Raw genomic sequence first — 17865 nt, 5'->3', positions numbered from 1 at the left:
TTGGCAGTCCCGACGACAGCGGTCCGTGCGGTGAACGGAGCCACACGCGGCTCGTGCTGACCGCCGGCTGGGTCACGGATCCGTTGCCGTTCCCCGATGACGATGGGGAGAGCGGGCTCTGAGCTGGATCTGCGCGGTCAGCCAGGCCGTCGGTCTGCGTCCTCCCGGACGTGAATTCCCAGGTCACGCTCCGAACGAGTGACCGGCCGCGGGCGCCTGGGCGCCTTCACCGGTGGGCGGCCAGCACTGCCCCGAGGCCCTCCTGCAGGTCCTTGACGAAATAGTCGGGGACCTCCAGCGACGGAAAATGTCCCCCGACTTCGTGCGACCTCCATCGGACGATGTGTCGATACCGCTCCTGTGCCCAGGGGCGCGGACACTTCTCGATGTCGCGGGGATACATGCTGATCGCCGACGGGACGTCGACCCGGAGTTCGGGGTCCAGTGAGTTGTGGCTCTCGTAGTAGATGCGGGCCGACGAGGCGCCGGTTCGCGTCAGCCAGTACAGCGTGACGTCGTCGAGGATCCTGTCCCTGGACATCGTCTCGAACGGGCTGTCCACGGTGTCCGACCACTCGGAGAACTTGTCGAGGATCCAGGCCAGCAGTCCCACGGGTGAGTCGACGAGCGAGTAGCCGATGGTCTGCGGCCGGGTCGCCTGCTGCTTCGCGTACGCCGCGCGGTGAAGCCAGAAATCGCGGGTCTCATCGGCCCATTGGCGCTCGGTCGCCGTCAGGCCGTCCGTCGTCAAGCCGGGCGGCGCCTCGGCGAACAAGGTGTGGATGCCGAGAACGTGCGCCGGGAACCTGCCGGCGAGAACCGTGGTGATGTTTCCGCCCCAGTCGCCGCCGTGGGCCAGGAACGTGCCGTACCCGAGCCGTCCCATCAATTCCACCCAAGCGGCGGCGATCTTTTCGGTTCCCCATCCGGTGCCGGTCGGCTTGTCGCTGTAGCCAAAACCTGGCAGCGACGGGACCACGACGTGGAACGCCGGCGTTTCTGCATCTTTCGGATCCGCCAGCTCGTCCACTATGTCGACGAACTCGGCGATGCTGCCTGGCCAGCCGTGCGTGAGGATCAGGGGAGTGGCATCCGTGCGGGCGGATCGGCGGTGCAGAAAGTGGATTCCGAGATCATCGATGTTCGTACGGAACTGGCCGATGCGGTTGAGGCGTTCTTCGAACGGCCGCCAGTCGTATTCGGTGCGCCAGTAGTTCACGAGGTCGACGAGGTCGGCGAGAGGAACGCCCTGATCCCATCGGCGAGGACCGGGCGCGGCGCGATGGACGGTCTCGGCCTCCGGTAGCCGCGCGGCGGCGAGTCGGGCGCGCAGTTCTTCGAGGTCGGCGTCTGTCGCGTGGGCTTCGCATGCTTGCACGTCGTTGGGCGGGCGGGGCATGAGACCTCCTGGCCATCGCGGAACCGGCTCTGACGCATCGCGAACCGGCTAGGACGGTTCTACTATGCCTCCGTGTCCGCGTGCAACCGGCTAAGGTGGTTCCATGCCTGCTGGGATCCCTGACTTTCGCCTCGGCGCCGTGCTGGCGACCAGCTTCACGGGAACGCTGTCGGAGCGGCACGGCGACGCCGTGGAGCGCATTCCCACACCGCAGCGCCTCATCGACTGGCTGGCGGTGTACGGCCTCGCTGTGGACGCCTGCAGCTCCGCCCAGTTCGAACTCGCCCGGAAGCTGCGGGAGTCGATTCACGCTGCCGCGACGGCGGCCGCGATCCAGGAGCCTCTCCCGGCCGCTGCCGTGCACGTCATCAATGACTGCAGCGTCCAGGGGCGGGCCGCGGCGATCCTGACGCCCGAGGGCGGGCGGCGATGGCGGCTCGGCTCGACTTCCGGCGTGGAAGACGCCCTCGGCGTGATCGCCGCCGACGCGATCAGCATCATCGCGGGCGAACGGGACGGGAAACTGGCTCTGTGCGCATCGCCGACCTGCCGAGCCGCCTTCTTCGACACCAGTCGAAGTCGCAGCCGCAGGTGGTGCGACATGAACACGTGCGGGAATCGTGAGAAGAAGGCACGCTTCCATGCCAACCGGAGCAAGAGCCCCAGCTCAGCGGGCTGAGGCCACCTCGGTACGCCCAAGTGCGTTGTCGCGTGCGGACACCGACCTCGGCCTGGACCGGGCATCGTGAGAGCCTCGGGCAGTGACCGGGACAAGCAGTGCCGACGACCGTGACCTCCGGCGCGAGACCGAGCGCGTCGTCAACGAGATCGTCCAAGACCGCCGCACGTTGGATGCTGGTGCGGGCTGGTTCGCCGGCCTCGCGCCGACGCGCCGACAGGAGGTGCTGCAGGAAGTCGCCGGCTATGCGATGCAGGCGCGCATCACGGCCGCGGACGGCCGTGCCGGGGTGGCGCGGTCCGGGGTGAAGCCCACGGCCAATCCCTCGGTGATGATCTGCAGGGAACCGCCCCGCTACGGGTTCGCCGCTCTCCCCGCCGCCGAGCACGTCAACGCATTCCGTGTCATCGTCTCCGTGTTCGCCGTCGCCGACACCCGTCGTCGGGAGATGTACTGCAAAGGCGCCTGCCGACATGCTTGGCACAACCTGTCAGCGGACACCGAGCAGCTGTAGCATCGCCCACTCCGGCTCGTGGTCCGACTGGCCGGTCGCCCGCCCTTCCGTACGGCGGCCGTCGGTCGGCACGAACTCGTTCGGCCTGGGGCCCTGGCGTGCCGAGGCGGCAGGAACAGGGAGACCGCATGCTCGCCGCCTGGTACGAGACCCAAGGTCCGGCCGCCGAAGTGCTCCGCGTCGGTGAACTGCCCGATCCCGAGCCCGGCTTCGGCGAAGTCCGCGTCCGCGTCACCGTGTCGGGGGTGAACCCCGGTGACACCAAGAAGCGGCGCGGCTGGCTCGGCTCGTCGATGCCGTACGCGCGCGTCGTCCCGCACAGCGACGGCGCGGGTGTGATCGACGCCGTCGGACAGCACGTCTGAGCGACGGCACGGGGCCGCGCCGGTCACCGGTGCCCTCGACACCCGCCAGCCCGGGTGGTCGGGCCGCAGGGCCCGCAAAAGGTGCCGCCACCCTCGCCGCAGAGGCGAACGTGCCTGGTCGACAGAGCGCCGCGGCAGCCCGCAGGGGCGGCGGGGCCGGAGGAACGGGATACGCCCCGGGCCGTTGACCGTCCGTGATCGCCGTGGGTCCCTCCTGTCCGCCTCGCGATCGGACGTTCCGGTGATCTCCGTTTGATTCGCCCGGATACGGGTGCTCGTCACAGTGGCCCCACTTCGCCGCGGGGCCGACGCGCCGGACTTCGCCGTCCGACTTCGTTCAGGAGTGAACCATGACGACCGGACTGGAATTACGTCCACGATCCGCGAGCCCGCCGGGCGGGAGGCGGGTCTGGTCCCGCGTCGCGCGCCACGGCTCGCCCGTCGCTCTCCGGCACGACCGGCTGGTGCGCGGCTGGGCCAGTGCGCTGCTCGGCGTGGGGCAGGTGGCCGCGCCCGGGCGGTTCGCGCGAAGCCTGGGGGTGGCCGCCACGCCGGGCCGGCGTCCGGCCACCGTGGCCCTGGGCGTACGCGAGCTGACGGCGGCGGCCGGTCTGCTCGGCCGGCCGCGCCGCGCCTGGCTGTGGACCCGCGTCGGTGGCGACGCCGTCGATCTGGCGCTGCTGACCAGAGCACCGAGGAACCACGACGGCCGCAGGACCGGCCGCACCGTACTCGTCACGGCGGCGACAGCGGCGATCGCCGCCGTCGACGTCCACGCAGCCGTGACCCGCCCGAGCAGGAGCATCTCCATGGAACTCACCGCCACCACGACCGTGATCCGATCCCCTCAGGAGGTGTACGCGCACTGGCAGCAGCTGGACACGCTGCCGACATTCATGACCCACCTGGACGAGGTGCGCGTCACCGGCCCGCGCACCAGCCACTGGAAGGCATCGGCCCCCTTCGGTTCCAAGGTCGAATGGGACGCCGAGACGATCCACGACGTGCCCGGACGGGTCCTGTCCTGGCGGTCCCTGGAGGGAGCCGACATCGACAACTCGGGCGAGGTGCGCTTCACCCCCGCGCCCGGGGGCCGGGGAACCGAGGTCCACGTCACCCTGCGCTACGACATCCCCGGCGGCTCGCTCGGCAAGGCCGTCGCACGCTACTTCGGCGAGGAGCCGTCGCAGCAGCTCGACGACGACCTGCGCCGCTTCAAGCAGGTCGTGGAGACCGGCGAGGTCGTCCGTTCGGAGGGAGCCCCGGGAGGCAAGCGGGCCCGCAAGGAGTTCCCCCAGCATCCCGCCCGGCCGCTCACCAAGAAGGAGCTCAAGGAGGCGCTGTCGTGAAGGCGAACTGCTGGATGGGGAAGAACAAGGTCAAGGTCAAGAAGGTTCCCGACCCGTCGATCCTGAACAGCCGTGACGCCATCATCCGGGTCACCTCCACGGCGATCTGCGGTTCCGACCTCCACCTGCTCGACGGCTATGTCCCCACCATGGAGAAGGGCGACATCCTGGGCCACGAGTTCATGGGCGAGGTCGTGGAGGTGGGCCCCGGAGTCGACGGCGACAAGCTGCGGGTCGGCGACCGCGTCGTCGTGCCCTTCCCGATCGCCTGCGGGTCCTGCGCGGCATGCCGGAACGAGCTGTACTCGTGCTGTGAGAACTCCAACCCGAACGCCGGCATGGCGGAGAAGCTCTTCGGGCATCCGACAGCAGGCATCTTCGGCTACTCGCACCTCACCGGCGGGTACGCCGGAGGCCAGGCGGAGTACGCCCGGGTGCCCTTCGCCGACTTCAATCCCCTCAAGATCGAGTCCGATCTGACCGACGAACAGGTCCTGTTCCTGTCGGACATCCTGCCCACCGGCTACATGGGCGCCGAGATGTGCGACATCCAGGACGGGGACGTCGTCGCGGTGTGGGGTGCGGGGCCCGTCGGCCAGTTCGCCATGGACAGTGCCCGGGTGCTGGGGGCGGCGAAGGTCATCGCCATCGACAAGGAGCGCTACCGCCTCGACATGGCCGCCGCCGAGGGCTACTCCACCATCAACTTCGAGGACGTGGACGTCCGTTCCGCCCTGCTGGAGCTGACCGGCGGTCGCGGCCCGGACAAGTGCATCGACGCGGTGGGCCTGGAGGCGACCCACGGCTCCGGCCACGTGCACTTCTACGACAAGGCCAAGCAGACCGTGCGCTCCGAGACCGACCGTCCGCACGTCCTGCGTCAGGCGATCACGTCCTGCCGCAGCGGTGGCATCGTCTCGGTCATCGGCGTGTACGGCGGCTTCGTCGACAAGTTCCCGGCCGGCGCCTGGATGAACAGGTCGCTGACCCTGCGCACCGGTCAGTGCCATGCGCAGCGGTACATGAAGCCGCTGCTGGAGCGCATCGAACGGAGAGAGATCGACCCGACACGGGTCATCACGCACACCATGCCGCTCGGCGAGGCTCCCCACGGCTACGACATCTTCAAGAACAAGCAGGACAACTGCGAGAAGGTCGTCCTGAAGGCCTGAGCCCGTTCCGGCCGCGCCGGGAGCCTCCGGCCTGGTCGGGGGAGCCGGGAGCGACGTCGCCGGAACCGGCGGCGGGGGCTGTGGCGACGGCTCGGAACCGGCGGCGGACTCAGTACGGCGGTTCGGAGCAGGCAGTGGGCCCAGGGGTGACCTCGGCGGCGCAGTCGGCTCGGGGGGGGGGGGGGGGGGGGGGGGGGGGGGGGGGGGGGAGGGGGGGGGGGGGGGGGGGGGGGGGGAGGGGGGGGGGGGGGGGGGGGGGGGGGGGGAACAGGGGGCCCCCCGGGCCGCCCCCCTCGCCTCCGACTCCCTGTCAGACGGGCGCCCGCCGTTCCTCCGCCTTCAGCGACGACGCCCGTCGAACGCACTCGGCCGCGGGGCCGGCTCCGCCGTGGGCCACCGCCGCTTCAGAGATCCCGGCGCCATTGGACCTCGCCCTCGTGCCGGATGCCGGTGGGGGAGAGCCCGGCGGCGACGGCCACGGCGGCGGACGCCCGGTGTTCCGGGTGAATGTGAGCGACGACCGTCCGCACCGACCGGCGGCCGAGCCAGTCGACGAGGCCGCGCGCGGCCTCGGAGGCAATTCCTCTGCCCTGCCACGCCGTTCCCACCACCCAGGCGATCTCGGCGCTGGCGCCCTGGTCGGAGTGGCCGACGGTCGCCTGGACCGTACCGGTGGGACACGCTCCCTCACGGAGCCTGACCACCCAGTTCAGCCAGGACACGTCCGGATCGGGAGAGCCGGCCGTCATGCGCGCGTAGCGCGAGCGCAGTGCCTGCGGTGTGTCCGGGGTGCCGCCGATGAACGTGTGCAGGGCCGGATCGGACAACACCTCGGCCATCTCCTCGGCGTGCTCGACGAGAAGCGGCACCAGGTCCAGTCGTGCAGTGCGGATGGGCCCGGCCGACAGGGTGCTCACGCCCTGACCACCCCACATCGTGCGCGCTCGCAATCCTCATGGGCGACCACGGAACTGCCTCCCCCGCCGATGCCGCCGGCACCGGTCTCCTCGACCGACGTGACCCTTCACCCGGGACGGTACGCCCTCGCCGTCTCCGAGCATGTGCCCGGTTCCCTTCCGCGGGGACATGGAGGGTTGCTCATCGGCATCGAAGAGATCGCAGGTGTTCTCGAACCACCGCCGGACGACTAATTTGGCGGACGGAAGCGCGCAGGAAACCTGAGCGTCCTATCCGGCTCCGCCCGCACGTACATCAGCGAAGGAACGCGCATGACCCGTATGCCCGGCGCAGTCAGACGCGCTCGCGCCGTGCTCGTCCTCTCGGGCGCGGCGTGCCTCGTCCCGGTCGTCCGGCTCACCGTGGTCGCCGCGACGCTCGAGACCGGTGCCATGGGCTTGCTGATCATGCCCATGCTGCTTCTGGCCGCTACGGCCTTCACGCTGCTCGCCGTCGTGTCGTTCGTCGTCGCGGCCCGTTTCGCCGACGGTGGCGCGAGGGTCCGGCGGGGTGCGGTCGTGATCGGCTGGGTGATCGCCCTCGGCAGCGGGGCCGCCCTCCTGGCCGGACGCGGGGCGTGGGGCGTGGGTATTGCCATGGGCGCGGTACTGGTGTTGCTGTCGACGAGCGCGGACGCGAAGGACTGGTTCGGCCGCCCGCGACTCTCGTGGCCACCGAACGACGGGGCCGACGACGGGGCTCGGGCACCGCTCGCTCCTTGAGAGCCGCGAGTTCCCGACCGGCGGCGTGAGTTGTGTCGTGTCCGGCACGCACCCGCCGGCCGGCCTCCGGCCGGTGTCGCCGGGGTGCGGGATCCCGCCCGTCCGCGCGCACAACAGCCGATGGGCGCCGCGAGGGAGCCCATCGGCTGTTCGGTGCGCCGTCGATCAGCCGACGTGGAAGGAGCCGGCGTCGAAGGTCTCGATCTCGATGTCGTTCACGCGGACGTGGCTGCCGTCCACCCAGCCGCCGTCGATGTCGGTGTCGTGGGCGGCGGCAGGGGACGCCGCGAGGAAGCCGACAGCCGTCAGACCGACGAGGACCAGGGAAATACGCCGAAGCATGGAGCTCTCCTTCGAGTGGGGGACTGTCACGACTGTTAACCAGCCGACGGCCCACCGCACGTCGAGTCGACCGGCCGGGTGGCGACCGCCGCCTTCCGCGACGTACTGCTCACTCACCTGGCCCGCGGCTCCGGCAGCCGCGGGGCACGCCGGTTTCCGTGGAGTCGGCCGTCGCGTACGTGACCGGTGCGCGCGCCGGCTCCTGGGCCCGGGCGTCGACCACGTCGGCGACCACGCAGCTGACGTTGTCGGGTCCGCCTGCGTCGGCGGCGAGGTCGACGAGTTCCCGTACCGCCCGGTCGGGGGAGTCGGCCGCCGTGACGACCCGGCGAACCTCCGCGGCCGGTACGACGGCGGACAGACCGTCCGAGCACAGCAGGAAACGATCTCCGGCGCGAGCGTCGTGCAGACGCATGTCCGGGGCTGCCGAACCGGTGCCGAGGGCCCGTGCCAGCAGGGATCGCCGGGGATGGGAGAGGGCTTCCTCCGGAGTGAGGCGCCCCTCGTCCACCATCGACTGGACCAGGGTGTGGTCGTGGGTGATCTGGAACAGCTCTCCCTCGCGCACGAGATAGGCGCGGGAGTCACCGACGTGGACCAGGGCCAGCTGCGAACCGGTCCAGAGCATCGCGGTGAGCGTGGTCCCCGCCTCGTCCGGTGAGTCCTCCGCCCCCGTTGCTCCGCGTACGGCCTGCTCCGCCCGCTCCACCGTGTCCTCCAGCAGGTTGAGGAGGTCTCCCGCCGGGAGGCCGGCGGTTTCGAGATGCTTGAGCGCGTCCACGGCGGCGGCACTCGCGGGGCCTCCGCGCCGGCCGTAGCCGTCGGCGACGGCGAGCAGGCGGGACCCGGCGTAGGCGGTGTCCTGATTGCTCTCGCGGACCAGGCCCGGGTCGGAGAGGGCGGCGTAACGGATCTCCAGGGGTGTGGCGGTCGGGGACATGGCGACGTCCTTCCAGGACAGGTGGTCGACGAGGAAGGCGACGAGGTCCCGGCGCGCGGCGGTGTCGGCCTCGACCTGGGCCCAGAACGCCCGGACCTCCTCGGCCGCCGCAGCCGCCTCCAGCGTGCAGACGTGCCGGATGCGGGCGAGTGGCATGCCGACGCGGCGGAGCCAGGCGACCAGCCGGGCCTGCTCCAACTGGTCCGGGGCGTAGCGGCGGTAGCCGGTGACCGGGTCGACGCGTGCGGGGGTCAGCAGGCCGAGTTCGTCGTACAGGCGCAGCGCTTTCGGCGACAGACGGGACGCTTTGGCGAACGCCCCGATGGTCAGCAGACCCATGCTCGTTCCCTCCTCGTGCCGAGCGGGTGGCCCGGCTCCACCGATGGTGAGTCCTCCCCCAAGGTGAAGGTCAACCGCCGTCTCGCCGCCGCCCGGACCGGGGTGTGGAACCCGGCAACCCCGGCTGGGGCAACTCGCCTGTGGGGCACGGGAGATGAAGGCCGGCGATCTTGATCGTTCCAGTCCGGAAGCCTACGGGGGTGCGCGGCGGAATGTCTCCGGGCTCCGAACCGCCCTACCGGCCACGGCGTCCGTCACCGGGCCCCGCAGAAAGCAGGTGCGGCTCCCGCGGCAGCACGCGACCATGGGCCATGACTTGGCATCTGACCGACGACATCGAGAAGTTCCGTGAGGCTGCGGGCGAGTTGCTGGCCGGGGACCCTGCCCGTTCCTCCGTACTCCTGACCGTTTCCGAGAACGTTCGTGCCGGGGTCTGGTCCGACGCGCGTCTCGGCTGGTGGGCCGACGGAGGGACGGTCGGCGGCGCTTTCCTCCAGACGCCTCCTCACCCGGCGCTGCTGAGCCCCATGCCTGCGGAGGCGGCGGGTGCGCTGGCGGGGGTGTTGCGAGGAAGGGGCGTGGCCACCGTCAGAGGAGCCGACGAGGTCGCGTCGGCGTTCGGCCGGGCCTGGGGACGCCATGAAGTCGAGCGCGTGGAGCGGTTGTTCGGGCTCACCGAACTGATCGAGCCGCCGACGGTCGAGGGGCGGTCCCGAGTTGCCGGGGCAGCGGATCTGGCGCTGCTGACGTCATGGCTGGGGGCCTTCCTGGCCGAGACCGGTCTGCCGGCGGACCGGAACCTGGAGGAGTTCGCGGCCCGCAGGGCGGCCGCCGGCCAGCTGGTCCTCTGGGAGGTCGCGGGGGAGGGGCCGGTGTCGCTCGCGGCCACGTCCGAGGTCCTGGTCGGGCACGCCCGGATCGGACCCGTCTACACGCCGCCCTCGCGGCGCGGCCGGGGCTATGCCGCCGGGGCCACCGCGGCGGCCACCCGGCTGGCCCAGGAGCGTGGGGCGGGTCACGTGGTGCTCTTCGCCGACCTGGCTAATCCCACCAGCAACGCGCTCTACCAGCGCCTCGGTTACCGCAGGATCGAGGATCAGCTGTCGCTGAGACTCGCCGGCTGAGCGGTTGCCGGCGGGCGGGGTACCGCTCCCCGTGCCCTGCCGCGTCCATGGCCGCGTCCGTATCCATGTCCGTCTCCGGGCATGTGGAGGTGCCGGGCTTCCGGTGTGTCTGTCACCGGAGACGGGCCTGGCTCACCTGCCTCGGCCCGAGGTGTCCTGCCGCCAAGCGGGCTCCGGGACGGACGGGGCCCGCGACCGCTCGCACCCGACCGGATCGGGCACAGGATGTCGGGTCCGAGGGGAGGTGTGCCGCCTAGCGTGGTGGTCGAACAGAGGAAGGAGGCCGGGCATGCTGGACCGGCTCAACCAGGCCATGGACCACATCGAGCGTCACCTCGACCGGTCCGTGGACGTGTCGGAGTTGTCCCGTATCGCGGCGACCTCGGAGTACCACCTGCGTCGGATGTTCTCCGCGCTCGCGGGGATGCCGTTGTCGGAGTACGTGCGGCGCCGCCGGCTGACCGTGGCGGGAGCCGAGGTGCTCGCGGGCGGTGAGCCGCTGCTGGACATCGCCGTGCGCTACGGGTACGGCTCGGGCGAGGCGTTCGCACGGGCGTTCCGCGCCATGCACGGCGTCGGTCCGGGCGAGGCCCGGCGAAGCGGCTCCGCGCTCGTGTCCCAGCCCCGGCTGGCCTTCCGCCTCACCGTCGAAGGGAACAGCAGCATGCGGTACCGCGTAGTGGACAGGCCCGCCTTCAGTGTCGTCGGCTTCAAGGCCCGGGTACCGCTGGTGCACACGGGTCCGAACCAGGCGATCATCGACTTCGTCCGCGGCATCGGACGCGAGGCGTTGGAACGGCTGGAGAAGATGTCGGACGGGGAGCCGCAGGGCGTCCTCGCGGTCTGTGACGACCTGGACCCCAGTCGCGCCGAGGGGACCGAACTCGACTACTACCAGGGCGTGATCACGTCCACGACGGCCCCCGAAGGTACGGACGTCCTGCCGGTCCCGGCCGGCACCTGGGCGGTCTTCACCACCTCCGGGCCGGCGCCGGAGGCGATCCAGTTCCTGTGGCGGGACGTGTTCACCGAGTGGTTCCCGTCCAACCCGTACCGCAGCCGCCCCGGCCCCGAGATCCTGCGGACCCGCATGTCGTCCGACGGGACGGAGGCGGACGCCGAGCTGTGGCTTCCGGTGGAGCGGGAAGGCGCCTGAATGGTCTCTGGGCCGGCGGCCGAAGCAGGGTGGCCGCCACGGTCCGGGCCGACCGCCCGCTCGCGCCGGCCCGGCGCGACTGGGACGGCCGGACCCCAGGCTTCGACGCGCCACCGCGCCGGTGGGCCTGCCGCATTGCGGATGTCGACGCGGCACCGGCCATGCGGGACGGCCGCACCCGAGACGCCGATGCGGCGGCCCGATTGAGGGATTGGGTTTCCTCCCGGTGGGGGAGGGACAGGGCGAATGTCATGTGCACGACTGCCTGCCCCCACAAGGAGGTCGACCATGCACGTCCGAACCACGACCGGTTGTCTGGCCGCGTCGCTCTTACTGTCCCTGCCCCTGCTGGGCGGTCAAGCCGCCGCGGCTTCCTCGCCGGGTGCCGTGTCCGTCTCGGCGGCCCGTGTCGTCACCTATGACGCGAGCGGCTCCGCCGAGTTCAAGTCCGCGGTGGACCGGGGCGCAGCCATCTGGAACGAGAGCGTGGACGGCGTCGAGCTGCGTCCTGTCGCGTCCGGACAGCGTGCCAACATCCGGGTTCTCGCGGACAACGGCTGGCCCCGCGCCCTGACCACCTCGCTCGGCAACGGAACCGTCTACATCGGGCGAGAGGCCGTCAACCAGGGGTACAACACGATCCGCATCTCGTCCCACGAACTCGGGCACATCCTGGGACTGCCCGACCGCAAGCCCGGCCCGTGTTCCAGCCTTATGTCGGGCTCCAGCGCGGGCGTGGCGTGCACGAACCCCTATCCGAACTCCGCCGAAAAGGCCGAGGTCGAGGGGAACTTCGGAGCGGCTCTCGGGAGCCGTACCGATGCGGCGCCCCGGGCAACGCCGACCGTCGGCTGAGGGGCCTGACGGAAGGCCCCGGAACGGTTCTCCGTCCCCCGGGTCCGGTCCGGCCGCGCATGCGAAGCAGATGCGATCGCCCGTGCGTCCGGACCGGGTCGGGGGGTTCGCACGGCACCCTGCGATCACGGTTCCCGAATCGCCTCCTCCGCCGGCTGCCGCGCCCAGGACCACTCGACCACTCGGCGTCGGCAGCAGCCGCGCCCGTGCCGTTGCGGGACGTGGGCACAGGCCTCGTCGCTCTGATCGCGCCCCGAACGCACCCCCGATGCCGGCGCGTTCCGGCGTCGCGGGTGCGAAGGTGAAGTTGCGTCAAGATCCGTATTAGGCATGAGAATTACCGGACGCGGTCACTACGATCGGAGCCCAAGACAACCGATCGGCCGGTACCGGTGGAGGGTGCCGGTCGGGGTCGCCGTTGCCAGGGACCGCTCCCCGGGTTGTGGTGATCTTCCTGCGTAGGAGGACCTTCCGCATGTTCCGAAGTATCGGGAACGCCGTCGTCCGACATCCCGTCTGGACGATCGTGGCGTGGCTGATCGCGGCGGTGGCGATCGTCGCCACCGCTCCGAGTCTGCCCAGCAGCAGCGACGAGAGCAGCTTTCTGCCCAGCAGCTACGAATCCATCAGGGCGGCGGATCTCCAGGAGAGGGCGTTCCCCAGCGCCTTCACCCCGTCCGCCATCGCCCTCTACCAGCGCAGTGACGGCGCGAAGCTGACCGCGGCCGACAAGAAGGACGTCGCCCGCATCACCTCCGAGCTGGGCAGGAAGAACATCGACCAGGTGCAGAAGGTCGTCCCCGGCCGGCCGTCCGAGGACGGCAGGTACACCACGACCCTGGTCCAGATGGACAGCAAGAACGCCGGTCAGCCCAAGCAGGCCGACGCGGCGGAGGTGCTGCGCAAGGAGGTGAAGGACCTCGCGAAGGGCACCGGTCTCGACGTCAAGCTCGGCGGTTCCGCCGCGCAGGCCCTGGACCAGCAGGACTCGTCCAGCCGGGGCCAGGCGCTGATCGGCATCGGCACCTTCGTGATCATCCTGGTGACCCTGCTGATCATCTTCCGGGCACCGATCCTCGCCGTCCTGCCACTGATCCTGATCGGTCTGGTGTCCGCCGTCGCCAACGGGCTGATCGCCTACGCCACCAAGCTGTTCGACCTGCAGGCGAACAGCTCGATCTCGTCGATCCTGATCGTCGTGCTCTTCGGCGTGGGCACCGACTACTTCCTGTTCCTGATCTTCCGTTATCGCGAGCGTCTGCGCGCCGGTGACGAACCCAAGGAAGCCATGGTCAACGCCGTCGGCCGGGTCGGCGAGGCCATCGCCTCGGCGGCCGGGGCGGTCATCATCGCCTTCCTCGCGCTCGTGCTGTCCACGCTGGGTTTCCTGAAGCAGATGGGCCCGGCACTCGCCATCGCGGTCGCCGCCACGCTGGTGGCGGGACTGACCCTGATTCCGGCGGTGGTCTCGCTCATCGGGCCCAAGGTTTTCTGGCCGTCCAAGTCGTGGCGCCAGGAGCCCGAGAACGCCCGCTTCGCTGCGCTCGGCCGCGGCGTGCAGCGGCGCCCGGCACTGACGGCGGCGCTGTCCGGTCTCGTCCTGGTCGCACTGTCGCTCGGCATGTTCGGCTACAAGGCCACGTTCGACCTGGCGTCGGGGTCCATGCCCGACACCAAGGAGTCCATGGTCGTCCAGGACGAGATGCAGAAGGCGTACTCCGCCGGTGCCGCCGCGCCCACCGACGTCTACCTGTCCAGCTCCGACGGCAAGCCGCTGGACAAGGCCGACTTCGGCGCATACGCGGACAGGCTCGGCGCCGTGGACGGTGTCGCGAGCGCCAAGCTGACCCAGCTGAACAAGGCGGGTACCACGGCGGACTTCACCGTGACGCTCGAGTACGAGGCCTCCACGGACCGGGCGATCGACGCGGTCGGCGAGGTGCGGGACGTCGCGCACTCCGCCGCCCCCGACGGGACCGAAGCCCTGGTCGGCGGGATGTCGTCGATCTACAAGGACATCGGTACGGCCGTCAACCACGACTACCGGACCGTCTTCCCGGTCGCAGCGGCGCTGATCATGGTGATTCTCGGGCTGCTGCTGCGCAGTGTCGTCGCGCCGCTCTATCTGATGGCCTCGGTCGGCCTCGGCTTCGGCGCCACGCTCGGTGCCACCGTCTGGATCTTCCAGGACGGGCAGGGGCACTCGGGGCTGATGTTCATGCTCCCGGTGATCATGTATCTGTTCGTGGTCGCCATCGGCACCGACTACAACATCCTCATGATCGCCCGGCTTCGCGAGGAGGCGCGCGAGGGCCGCGACCCGCGGGAGGCGGCAGGTATGGCGGTCCGGCACGCCGGTCCCACCGTCGCGGCGGCGGGCTTCATCCTCGCGGCGACCTTCGCCACGATGATGCTGGCGGGCAACGCGCTCCTCACCGAGATGGGCTTCGCGGTCTCGTTCGGTATCGCCGTCGCGGCCTTCGTGATGTCGATGTTCTTCACGCCGAGCCTCACCGCCCTGATCGGCCACGCCGCTTGGTGGCCGGGGCACGGAGACCGTGCCGAGGGCACCGCGACCGGCGCGGGGGCGCTATCCGGCGAAGCCGGGCCGCCGGTCTCCGGCGAGGACCGGGGCTCCGTCGCCGAGGAGCCGTCGGGGCGCCGGGGCTGACGCCTCGAGGAGGCGGGCCGGCGGGCGGCCCCTCGTCGAGCGTGCCGGAGACGGCCCGCTCGACGAGGGGCCTGCCGCCCCGCCGTACGTGATCACCGTGAGGGCCCTCAGTTCATACGTGATCCCCGCGGGGAAAGCAGGTCTTGCGTGACCCTTTGAGGGCCTCAGGTCGTACATGATCACCGCGAGGACCTCCGGTGCGGAGGGGGCGGCCCCATGCCGTCCCGCCCCCGAGCGCCATGCGTTCGGCGCCGCACCGGCAGGCTCTCGCGCGTTCGGGTGCGGGACCGGCCCGAGCCGTGCCGTCGTCAGACCTGTGCGGCGAGGGCCCGTTGGCGGGCCTGCTCCACCGCGTCGGACAGGCCCGCGATGTCGTAGGCGCCGTGGTAGCGGCGCCCGTTGACGAAGAACGTCGGTGTGCCCGACACTCCGCTCAGGTCGGCGGAGTCCATGTCCTCGGCGATCCGGCGCGCACCCAGGTGACGTTCCAGATCCTTGCGGAAGAGGGCGACGTCCAGCCCGAGTTCGGACGCGTACCGCAGCAAGTCGGCCTTTCCCAGCGCGTCTTGACGGTCCATCAACAGGTCGTGCATCGGCCAGAAGCTGTCCTGCGCGGCGGCCGCCTCGGAAGCCTCCGCGGCGAGCTGGGCGCGCGGATGGACGTCGTGGAGGGGGAGATGCCGCCACACGTAGCGGACATCGGCGTCGCTGCCGAGCAGTTCCCGGACCGCCGCCTCCGCCTGGCCGCAGTACGGGCATTCGAAGTCGCCGTACTCGACCAGGGTGACCAGCGCGTGCGCGGGTCCGCGTACCCGGTCGTGACGCGGGTCGACCGCGACCGCCAGATCGGTCAGGGGCTCGTTCGTGCCGAGCAGGGCGCGGGCCCGACGCGCCGGCGGAAGCAGCCTGATCACCCCGGTGACCGCCGAAGCGACGAGGAAGGCGACGATCAGCGTGGACAGGATGCCGATCCGCGCCTGCTCCAGCTCGCGGCCGTCGAACGCCAGCGACGCGATCAGCAGGGACACGGTGAACGCGGCACCCGCGATCGCGCCGCCGGCAGTGACCGATCCCCACCCCACGCCGGGCCGCAGCCGTCCTCCGCTGAGCCGGCGGGCGATCGCCATGGAACCCACCACGCCGAGCACCTTGCCCACCGCGAACCCGCACAGGATGCCGAGGGTGATGCGGGAGGTGAACGCGTCGGCCAGCCCGGCCGCGCTCAGCGGAATACCGGCGTTGGCCAGGGCGAACAGCGGTACGATCACCAGACTCACCCATGGCAGGAACAACTGCTCCAGCCGGTCGTTCGGCGAGATCGCCGCGGCGAGCCCCTGGACCGCCGAACGCTGCAGTTCCGGCGTCGGCTGCTCCCGGAACAGGCGGAAGAGACCGCTCGCCCGTTCCAGGTCGACCCGGTCGGCGGGGTAGGCGACGACCAGCGCGCCGACGGCCAGTCCCGTGACCACCGGATCCACGCCCGCCTCGTGCAGCGCCACCCACGCCACCACCGACAGCAGCGCGCAGTACATCCCGCGGCGTACCCCCAGCAGCCGCAGGCCGACGATCATCAGCAGCGCGACGAGCGCCACCAGCAGCGCGGGCAGCCGGATGTCGTCGCTGTAGAAGAAGGCGATCACGAGCAGCGCGACCAGGTCGTCGACCACGGAGATCGACAGCATGAACGCCCGCAGCGCGGCCGGCATCCGGGAGCCGAACAGCGCGAGGATGCCGAGCGCGAACGCGGTGTCCGTCGACATGGCCACGCCCCAGCCGTGGACGGACGTGTGCCCGGCGTTGACGGCGACATAGATGAGCGCCGGGACGGCCATGCCGGTCAGGCCGGCGATGGCGCTCAGCAGCATCCAGCGCCGGTCGCGCAGCTCGCCCATGTCGAACTCCCGGCGGGCCTCCAGGCCGACGAGGAAGAAGAACAGGCTCATCAGGCCCGCGTTGATCCATTCGGCCAGCTCGAGCGAGAGCTGATGGGAGCCGAGGCCGATGGACAGCTTGGTCCGCCAGACCTCCTCGTACACGCCCGGTGCGATGTTGGCCCACAGCAGCGCCGCGACCACCGCGGCGAGCAGCAGGGCCGCGCTCCCCGTCTCGGTGCGTACGAAACTCTGCCGGCGTACGGCACTGCTGGTGGAGATACGCGGTGCGTCCTCCAGGCCTGTCTCCGTCATCGCTCGATTATCACCGGGCCGGTCCGCGGCCCCGGCACACCCCGCCGCCCCGCGTCCGGTGCGGGCCGGCGGGGGTGTGCCGGGGCCGATGGGCGCGGCAGCGGGGCGACGGCCTTGCGTGCTTGGGCCCCGCACGTCGCGCCACGGCAGACGGCTTCCGCGCGACCGCTTGCCTCACCTATCGAATCTCGATAGATTTCCATCGCTGGTCGATCGAAGGAGAGGCATGGGAAGGGTGACAGTGCGCGCGCTGCGCGGTGTGCTCGTGATGCTGCTGGCAGGGTCCGTGTTCATTCAGACGGTGATGGTGCCGCTGCTCGCCGCCGACCTGAACGGGATCGACGACGACCTCGCCTTGCCCCGGGCGGGCGTCCTCGTGATCACGGTCCTGGGCATCGTGGCGGTCCAGGTCGTCCTGGTCTGCGTATGGCAGCTGGTCACGATGGTGCGGCACGGAACGGTGTTCTCTCACGGGGCCTTCCGCTACGTGGATGTCGTGATCGGTGCGGTCGTGGCGGCCGCCCTCCTGGTGTTCGCACTCGGAGTCGTCCTGGCGCCGGGCGAGGCCGTCGCCCCGGGTGTGGTCCTGCTGCTGGGCGGGGTGGGCGTGGCCGTCCTCGGGGTCGCGCTCATCGTCCTCGTCCTGCGGACGCTGCTCGCCCAGGCCGTCGCGCGCGACCGGGAGGCGGCGCAGATGCAGGCCGAGCTGGACGAGGTGATCTGATGCCGATCACCGTCGACATCGACGTGATGATGGCGAAGCGGAAGATGTCCGTGGGTGAACTCGCGGAGCGTGTGGGAATCACACCCGCCAACCTGGCGGTGCTCAAGAACGGGCGGGCCAAGGCGGTGCGGTTCGCGACGCTGGCCGCGCTCTGCGAGGTGCTCGAATGCCAGCCGGGAGATCTGCTGCGCTACGAGACCGAGGCCGGCCGGGAGGTCGTGGAAGTCGGCGAGACCGCGGACGGATGATCCGCCCGGGAGCCGCCCCGTGGCGGGTGGCGGGGGGGGGGGGGGGGGGGGGGGGGGGGGGGGGGGGGGGGGGGGGGGGGGGGGGGGGGGGGGGGGGGGGGGGGGGGGGGGGTGGGGGGGGGG

Annotated in this window: 16 protein-coding genes and 1 pseudogene; 12 read left to right on the top strand and 5 right to left on the bottom strand. The window is 71.0% G+C overall.

Going from position 1 to position 17865, the window contains the following annotated elements; genetic code table 11:
* Window positions 1-226 precede the first annotated feature (226 nt).
* Window positions 227-1399: an epoxide hydrolase family protein gene (locus ACZ4NT_RS02730; protein ID WP_467722918.1), complete on the bottom strand. Its 1173-nt coding sequence runs from the start codon at window positions 1397-1399 to the stop codon at window positions 227-229.
* Between the two features lie 103 nt (window positions 1400-1502).
* Here ACZ4NT_RS02730 and ACZ4NT_RS02725 point away from each other — a divergent pair, with 103 nt between their 5' ends.
* The 5 genes and pseudogenes from ACZ4NT_RS02725 to ACZ4NT_RS02705 all read left to right on the top strand — a co-directional run bounded on the left by ACZ4NT_RS02725 (window position 1503) and on the right by ACZ4NT_RS02705 (window position 5478).
* Window positions 1503-2078 carry a CGNR zinc finger domain-containing protein gene (locus ACZ4NT_RS02725; protein ID WP_467722916.1) on the top strand — a complete coding sequence of 192 codons (576 nt, stop codon included), beginning with the start codon at window positions 1503-1505 and terminating at the stop codon, window positions 2076-2078.
* 82 nt (window positions 2079-2160) lie between these two features.
* Window positions 2161-2592, top strand: coding sequence for a DUF5958 family protein (locus ACZ4NT_RS02720; RefSeq protein WP_121409053.1), 432 nt, complete (start codon window positions 2161-2163; stop codon window positions 2590-2592).
* A gap of 128 nt (window positions 2593-2720) precedes the next feature.
* A pseudogene (locus tag ACZ4NT_RS02715) lies at window positions 2721-2954 on the top strand (alcohol dehydrogenase catalytic domain-containing protein); the annotation flags it as partial.
* 353 nt (window positions 2955-3307) lie between these two features.
* Window positions 3308-4306 carry an SRPBCC family protein gene (locus tag ACZ4NT_RS02710; RefSeq protein WP_467722914.1) on the top strand — a complete coding sequence of 333 codons (999 nt, stop codon included), beginning with the start codon at window positions 3308-3310 and terminating at the stop codon, window positions 4304-4306.
* Window positions 4303-5478 carry a zinc-dependent alcohol dehydrogenase gene (locus ACZ4NT_RS02705; protein WP_467722912.1) on the top strand — a complete coding sequence of 392 codons (1176 nt, stop codon included), beginning with the start codon at window positions 4303-4305 and terminating at the stop codon, window positions 5476-5478. The genes ACZ4NT_RS02710 and ACZ4NT_RS02705 overlap by 4 nt, the downstream gene beginning before the upstream one ends.
* Window positions 5479-5882: 404 nt before the next feature.
* On the opposite strand, the gene ACZ4NT_RS02700 is transcribed toward ACZ4NT_RS02705, so the two are convergent.
* The gene (locus ACZ4NT_RS02700) at window positions 5883-6413 is read right to left on the bottom strand and encodes a GNAT family N-acetyltransferase (protein WP_467722910.1); all 531 of its coding nucleotides are present in this window, start codon (window positions 6411-6413) and stop codon (window positions 5883-5885) included.
* A gap of 294 nt (window positions 6414-6707) precedes the next feature.
* Between ACZ4NT_RS02700 and ACZ4NT_RS02695 the strand changes: the two genes are divergently transcribed.
* Window positions 6708-7157, top strand: a complete 450-nt coding sequence (locus tag ACZ4NT_RS02695; RefSeq protein WP_467722908.1) for a hypothetical protein — start codon at window positions 6708-6710, stop codon at window positions 7155-7157.
* A 165-nt stretch (window positions 7158-7322) separates the two neighbouring features.
* On the opposite strand, the gene ACZ4NT_RS02690 is transcribed toward ACZ4NT_RS02695, so the two are convergent.
* Together ACZ4NT_RS02690 and ACZ4NT_RS02685 are read right to left on the bottom strand one after the other, a co-directional pair.
* Window positions 7323-7499 carry a hypothetical protein gene (locus ACZ4NT_RS02690; protein ID WP_183117236.1) on the bottom strand — a complete coding sequence of 59 codons (177 nt, stop codon included), beginning with the start codon at window positions 7497-7499 and terminating at the stop codon, window positions 7323-7325.
* A 109-nt stretch (window positions 7500-7608) separates the two neighbouring features.
* The gene (locus ACZ4NT_RS02685; protein ID WP_467722906.1) at window positions 7609-8778 is read right to left on the bottom strand and encodes a MerR family transcriptional regulator; all 1170 of its coding nucleotides are present in this window, start codon (window positions 8776-8778) and stop codon (window positions 7609-7611) included.
* Window positions 8779-9089: 311 nt separating this feature from the next.
* On the opposite strand from ACZ4NT_RS02685, the gene ACZ4NT_RS02680 reads away from it, so the two are divergent.
* The 4 genes from ACZ4NT_RS02680 (at window position 9090) to ACZ4NT_RS02665 (ending at window position 14584) form a co-directional block, all read left to right on the top strand.
* Window positions 9090-9902 carry a GNAT family N-acetyltransferase gene (locus tag ACZ4NT_RS02680; protein WP_467722904.1) on the top strand — a complete coding sequence of 271 codons (813 nt, stop codon included), beginning with the start codon at window positions 9090-9092 and terminating at the stop codon, window positions 9900-9902.
* A gap of 289 nt (window positions 9903-10191) precedes the next feature.
* A complete protein-coding gene (locus tag ACZ4NT_RS02675) occupies window positions 10192-11058 on the top strand; it encodes an AraC family transcriptional regulator (protein ID WP_121409046.1) in 867 nt (288 codons plus the stop codon).
* A 288-nt stretch (window positions 11059-11346) separates the two neighbouring features.
* Window positions 11347-11913 carry a snapalysin family zinc-dependent metalloprotease gene (locus ACZ4NT_RS02670; RefSeq protein ID WP_121409045.1) on the top strand — a complete coding sequence of 189 codons (567 nt, stop codon included), beginning with the start codon at window positions 11347-11349 and terminating at the stop codon, window positions 11911-11913.
* A gap of 475 nt (window positions 11914-12388) precedes the next feature.
* On the top strand, window positions 12389-14584 hold the full coding sequence (locus ACZ4NT_RS02665; protein WP_467722903.1) for an MMPL family transporter: 2196 nt from the start codon (window positions 12389-12391) through the stop codon (window positions 14582-14584).
* A 308-nt stretch (window positions 14585-14892) separates the two neighbouring features.
* Here the strand turns inward: ACZ4NT_RS02665 and nhaA are convergent, their stop codons facing one another.
* Entirely contained in the window at window positions 14893-16770 is a 1878-nt protein-coding gene (nhaA, locus tag ACZ4NT_RS02660; RefSeq protein ID WP_467722901.1) for a Na+/H+ antiporter NhaA, read from the bottom strand.
* 226 nt (window positions 16771-16996) lie between these two features.
* Between nhaA and ACZ4NT_RS02655 the strand changes: the two genes are divergently transcribed.
* Window positions 16997-17494 carry a DUF2975 domain-containing protein gene (locus ACZ4NT_RS02655; RefSeq protein WP_467722899.1) on the top strand — a complete coding sequence of 166 codons (498 nt, stop codon included), beginning with the start codon at window positions 16997-16999 and terminating at the stop codon, window positions 17492-17494.
* Entirely contained in the window at window positions 17494-17742 is a 249-nt protein-coding gene (locus ACZ4NT_RS02650) for a helix-turn-helix domain-containing protein (RefSeq protein WP_121409041.1), read from the top strand. Before ACZ4NT_RS02655 ends, ACZ4NT_RS02650 begins: the two co-directional genes overlap by 1 nt.
* Window positions 17743-17865: the final 123 nt, after the last annotated feature.

Source organism: Streptomyces sp. NPDC026417 (assembly GCF_055567695.1).
Note: the sequence above shows the minus strand (reverse complement) of the source record. Positions and strands in the feature narration are given on the sequence as shown.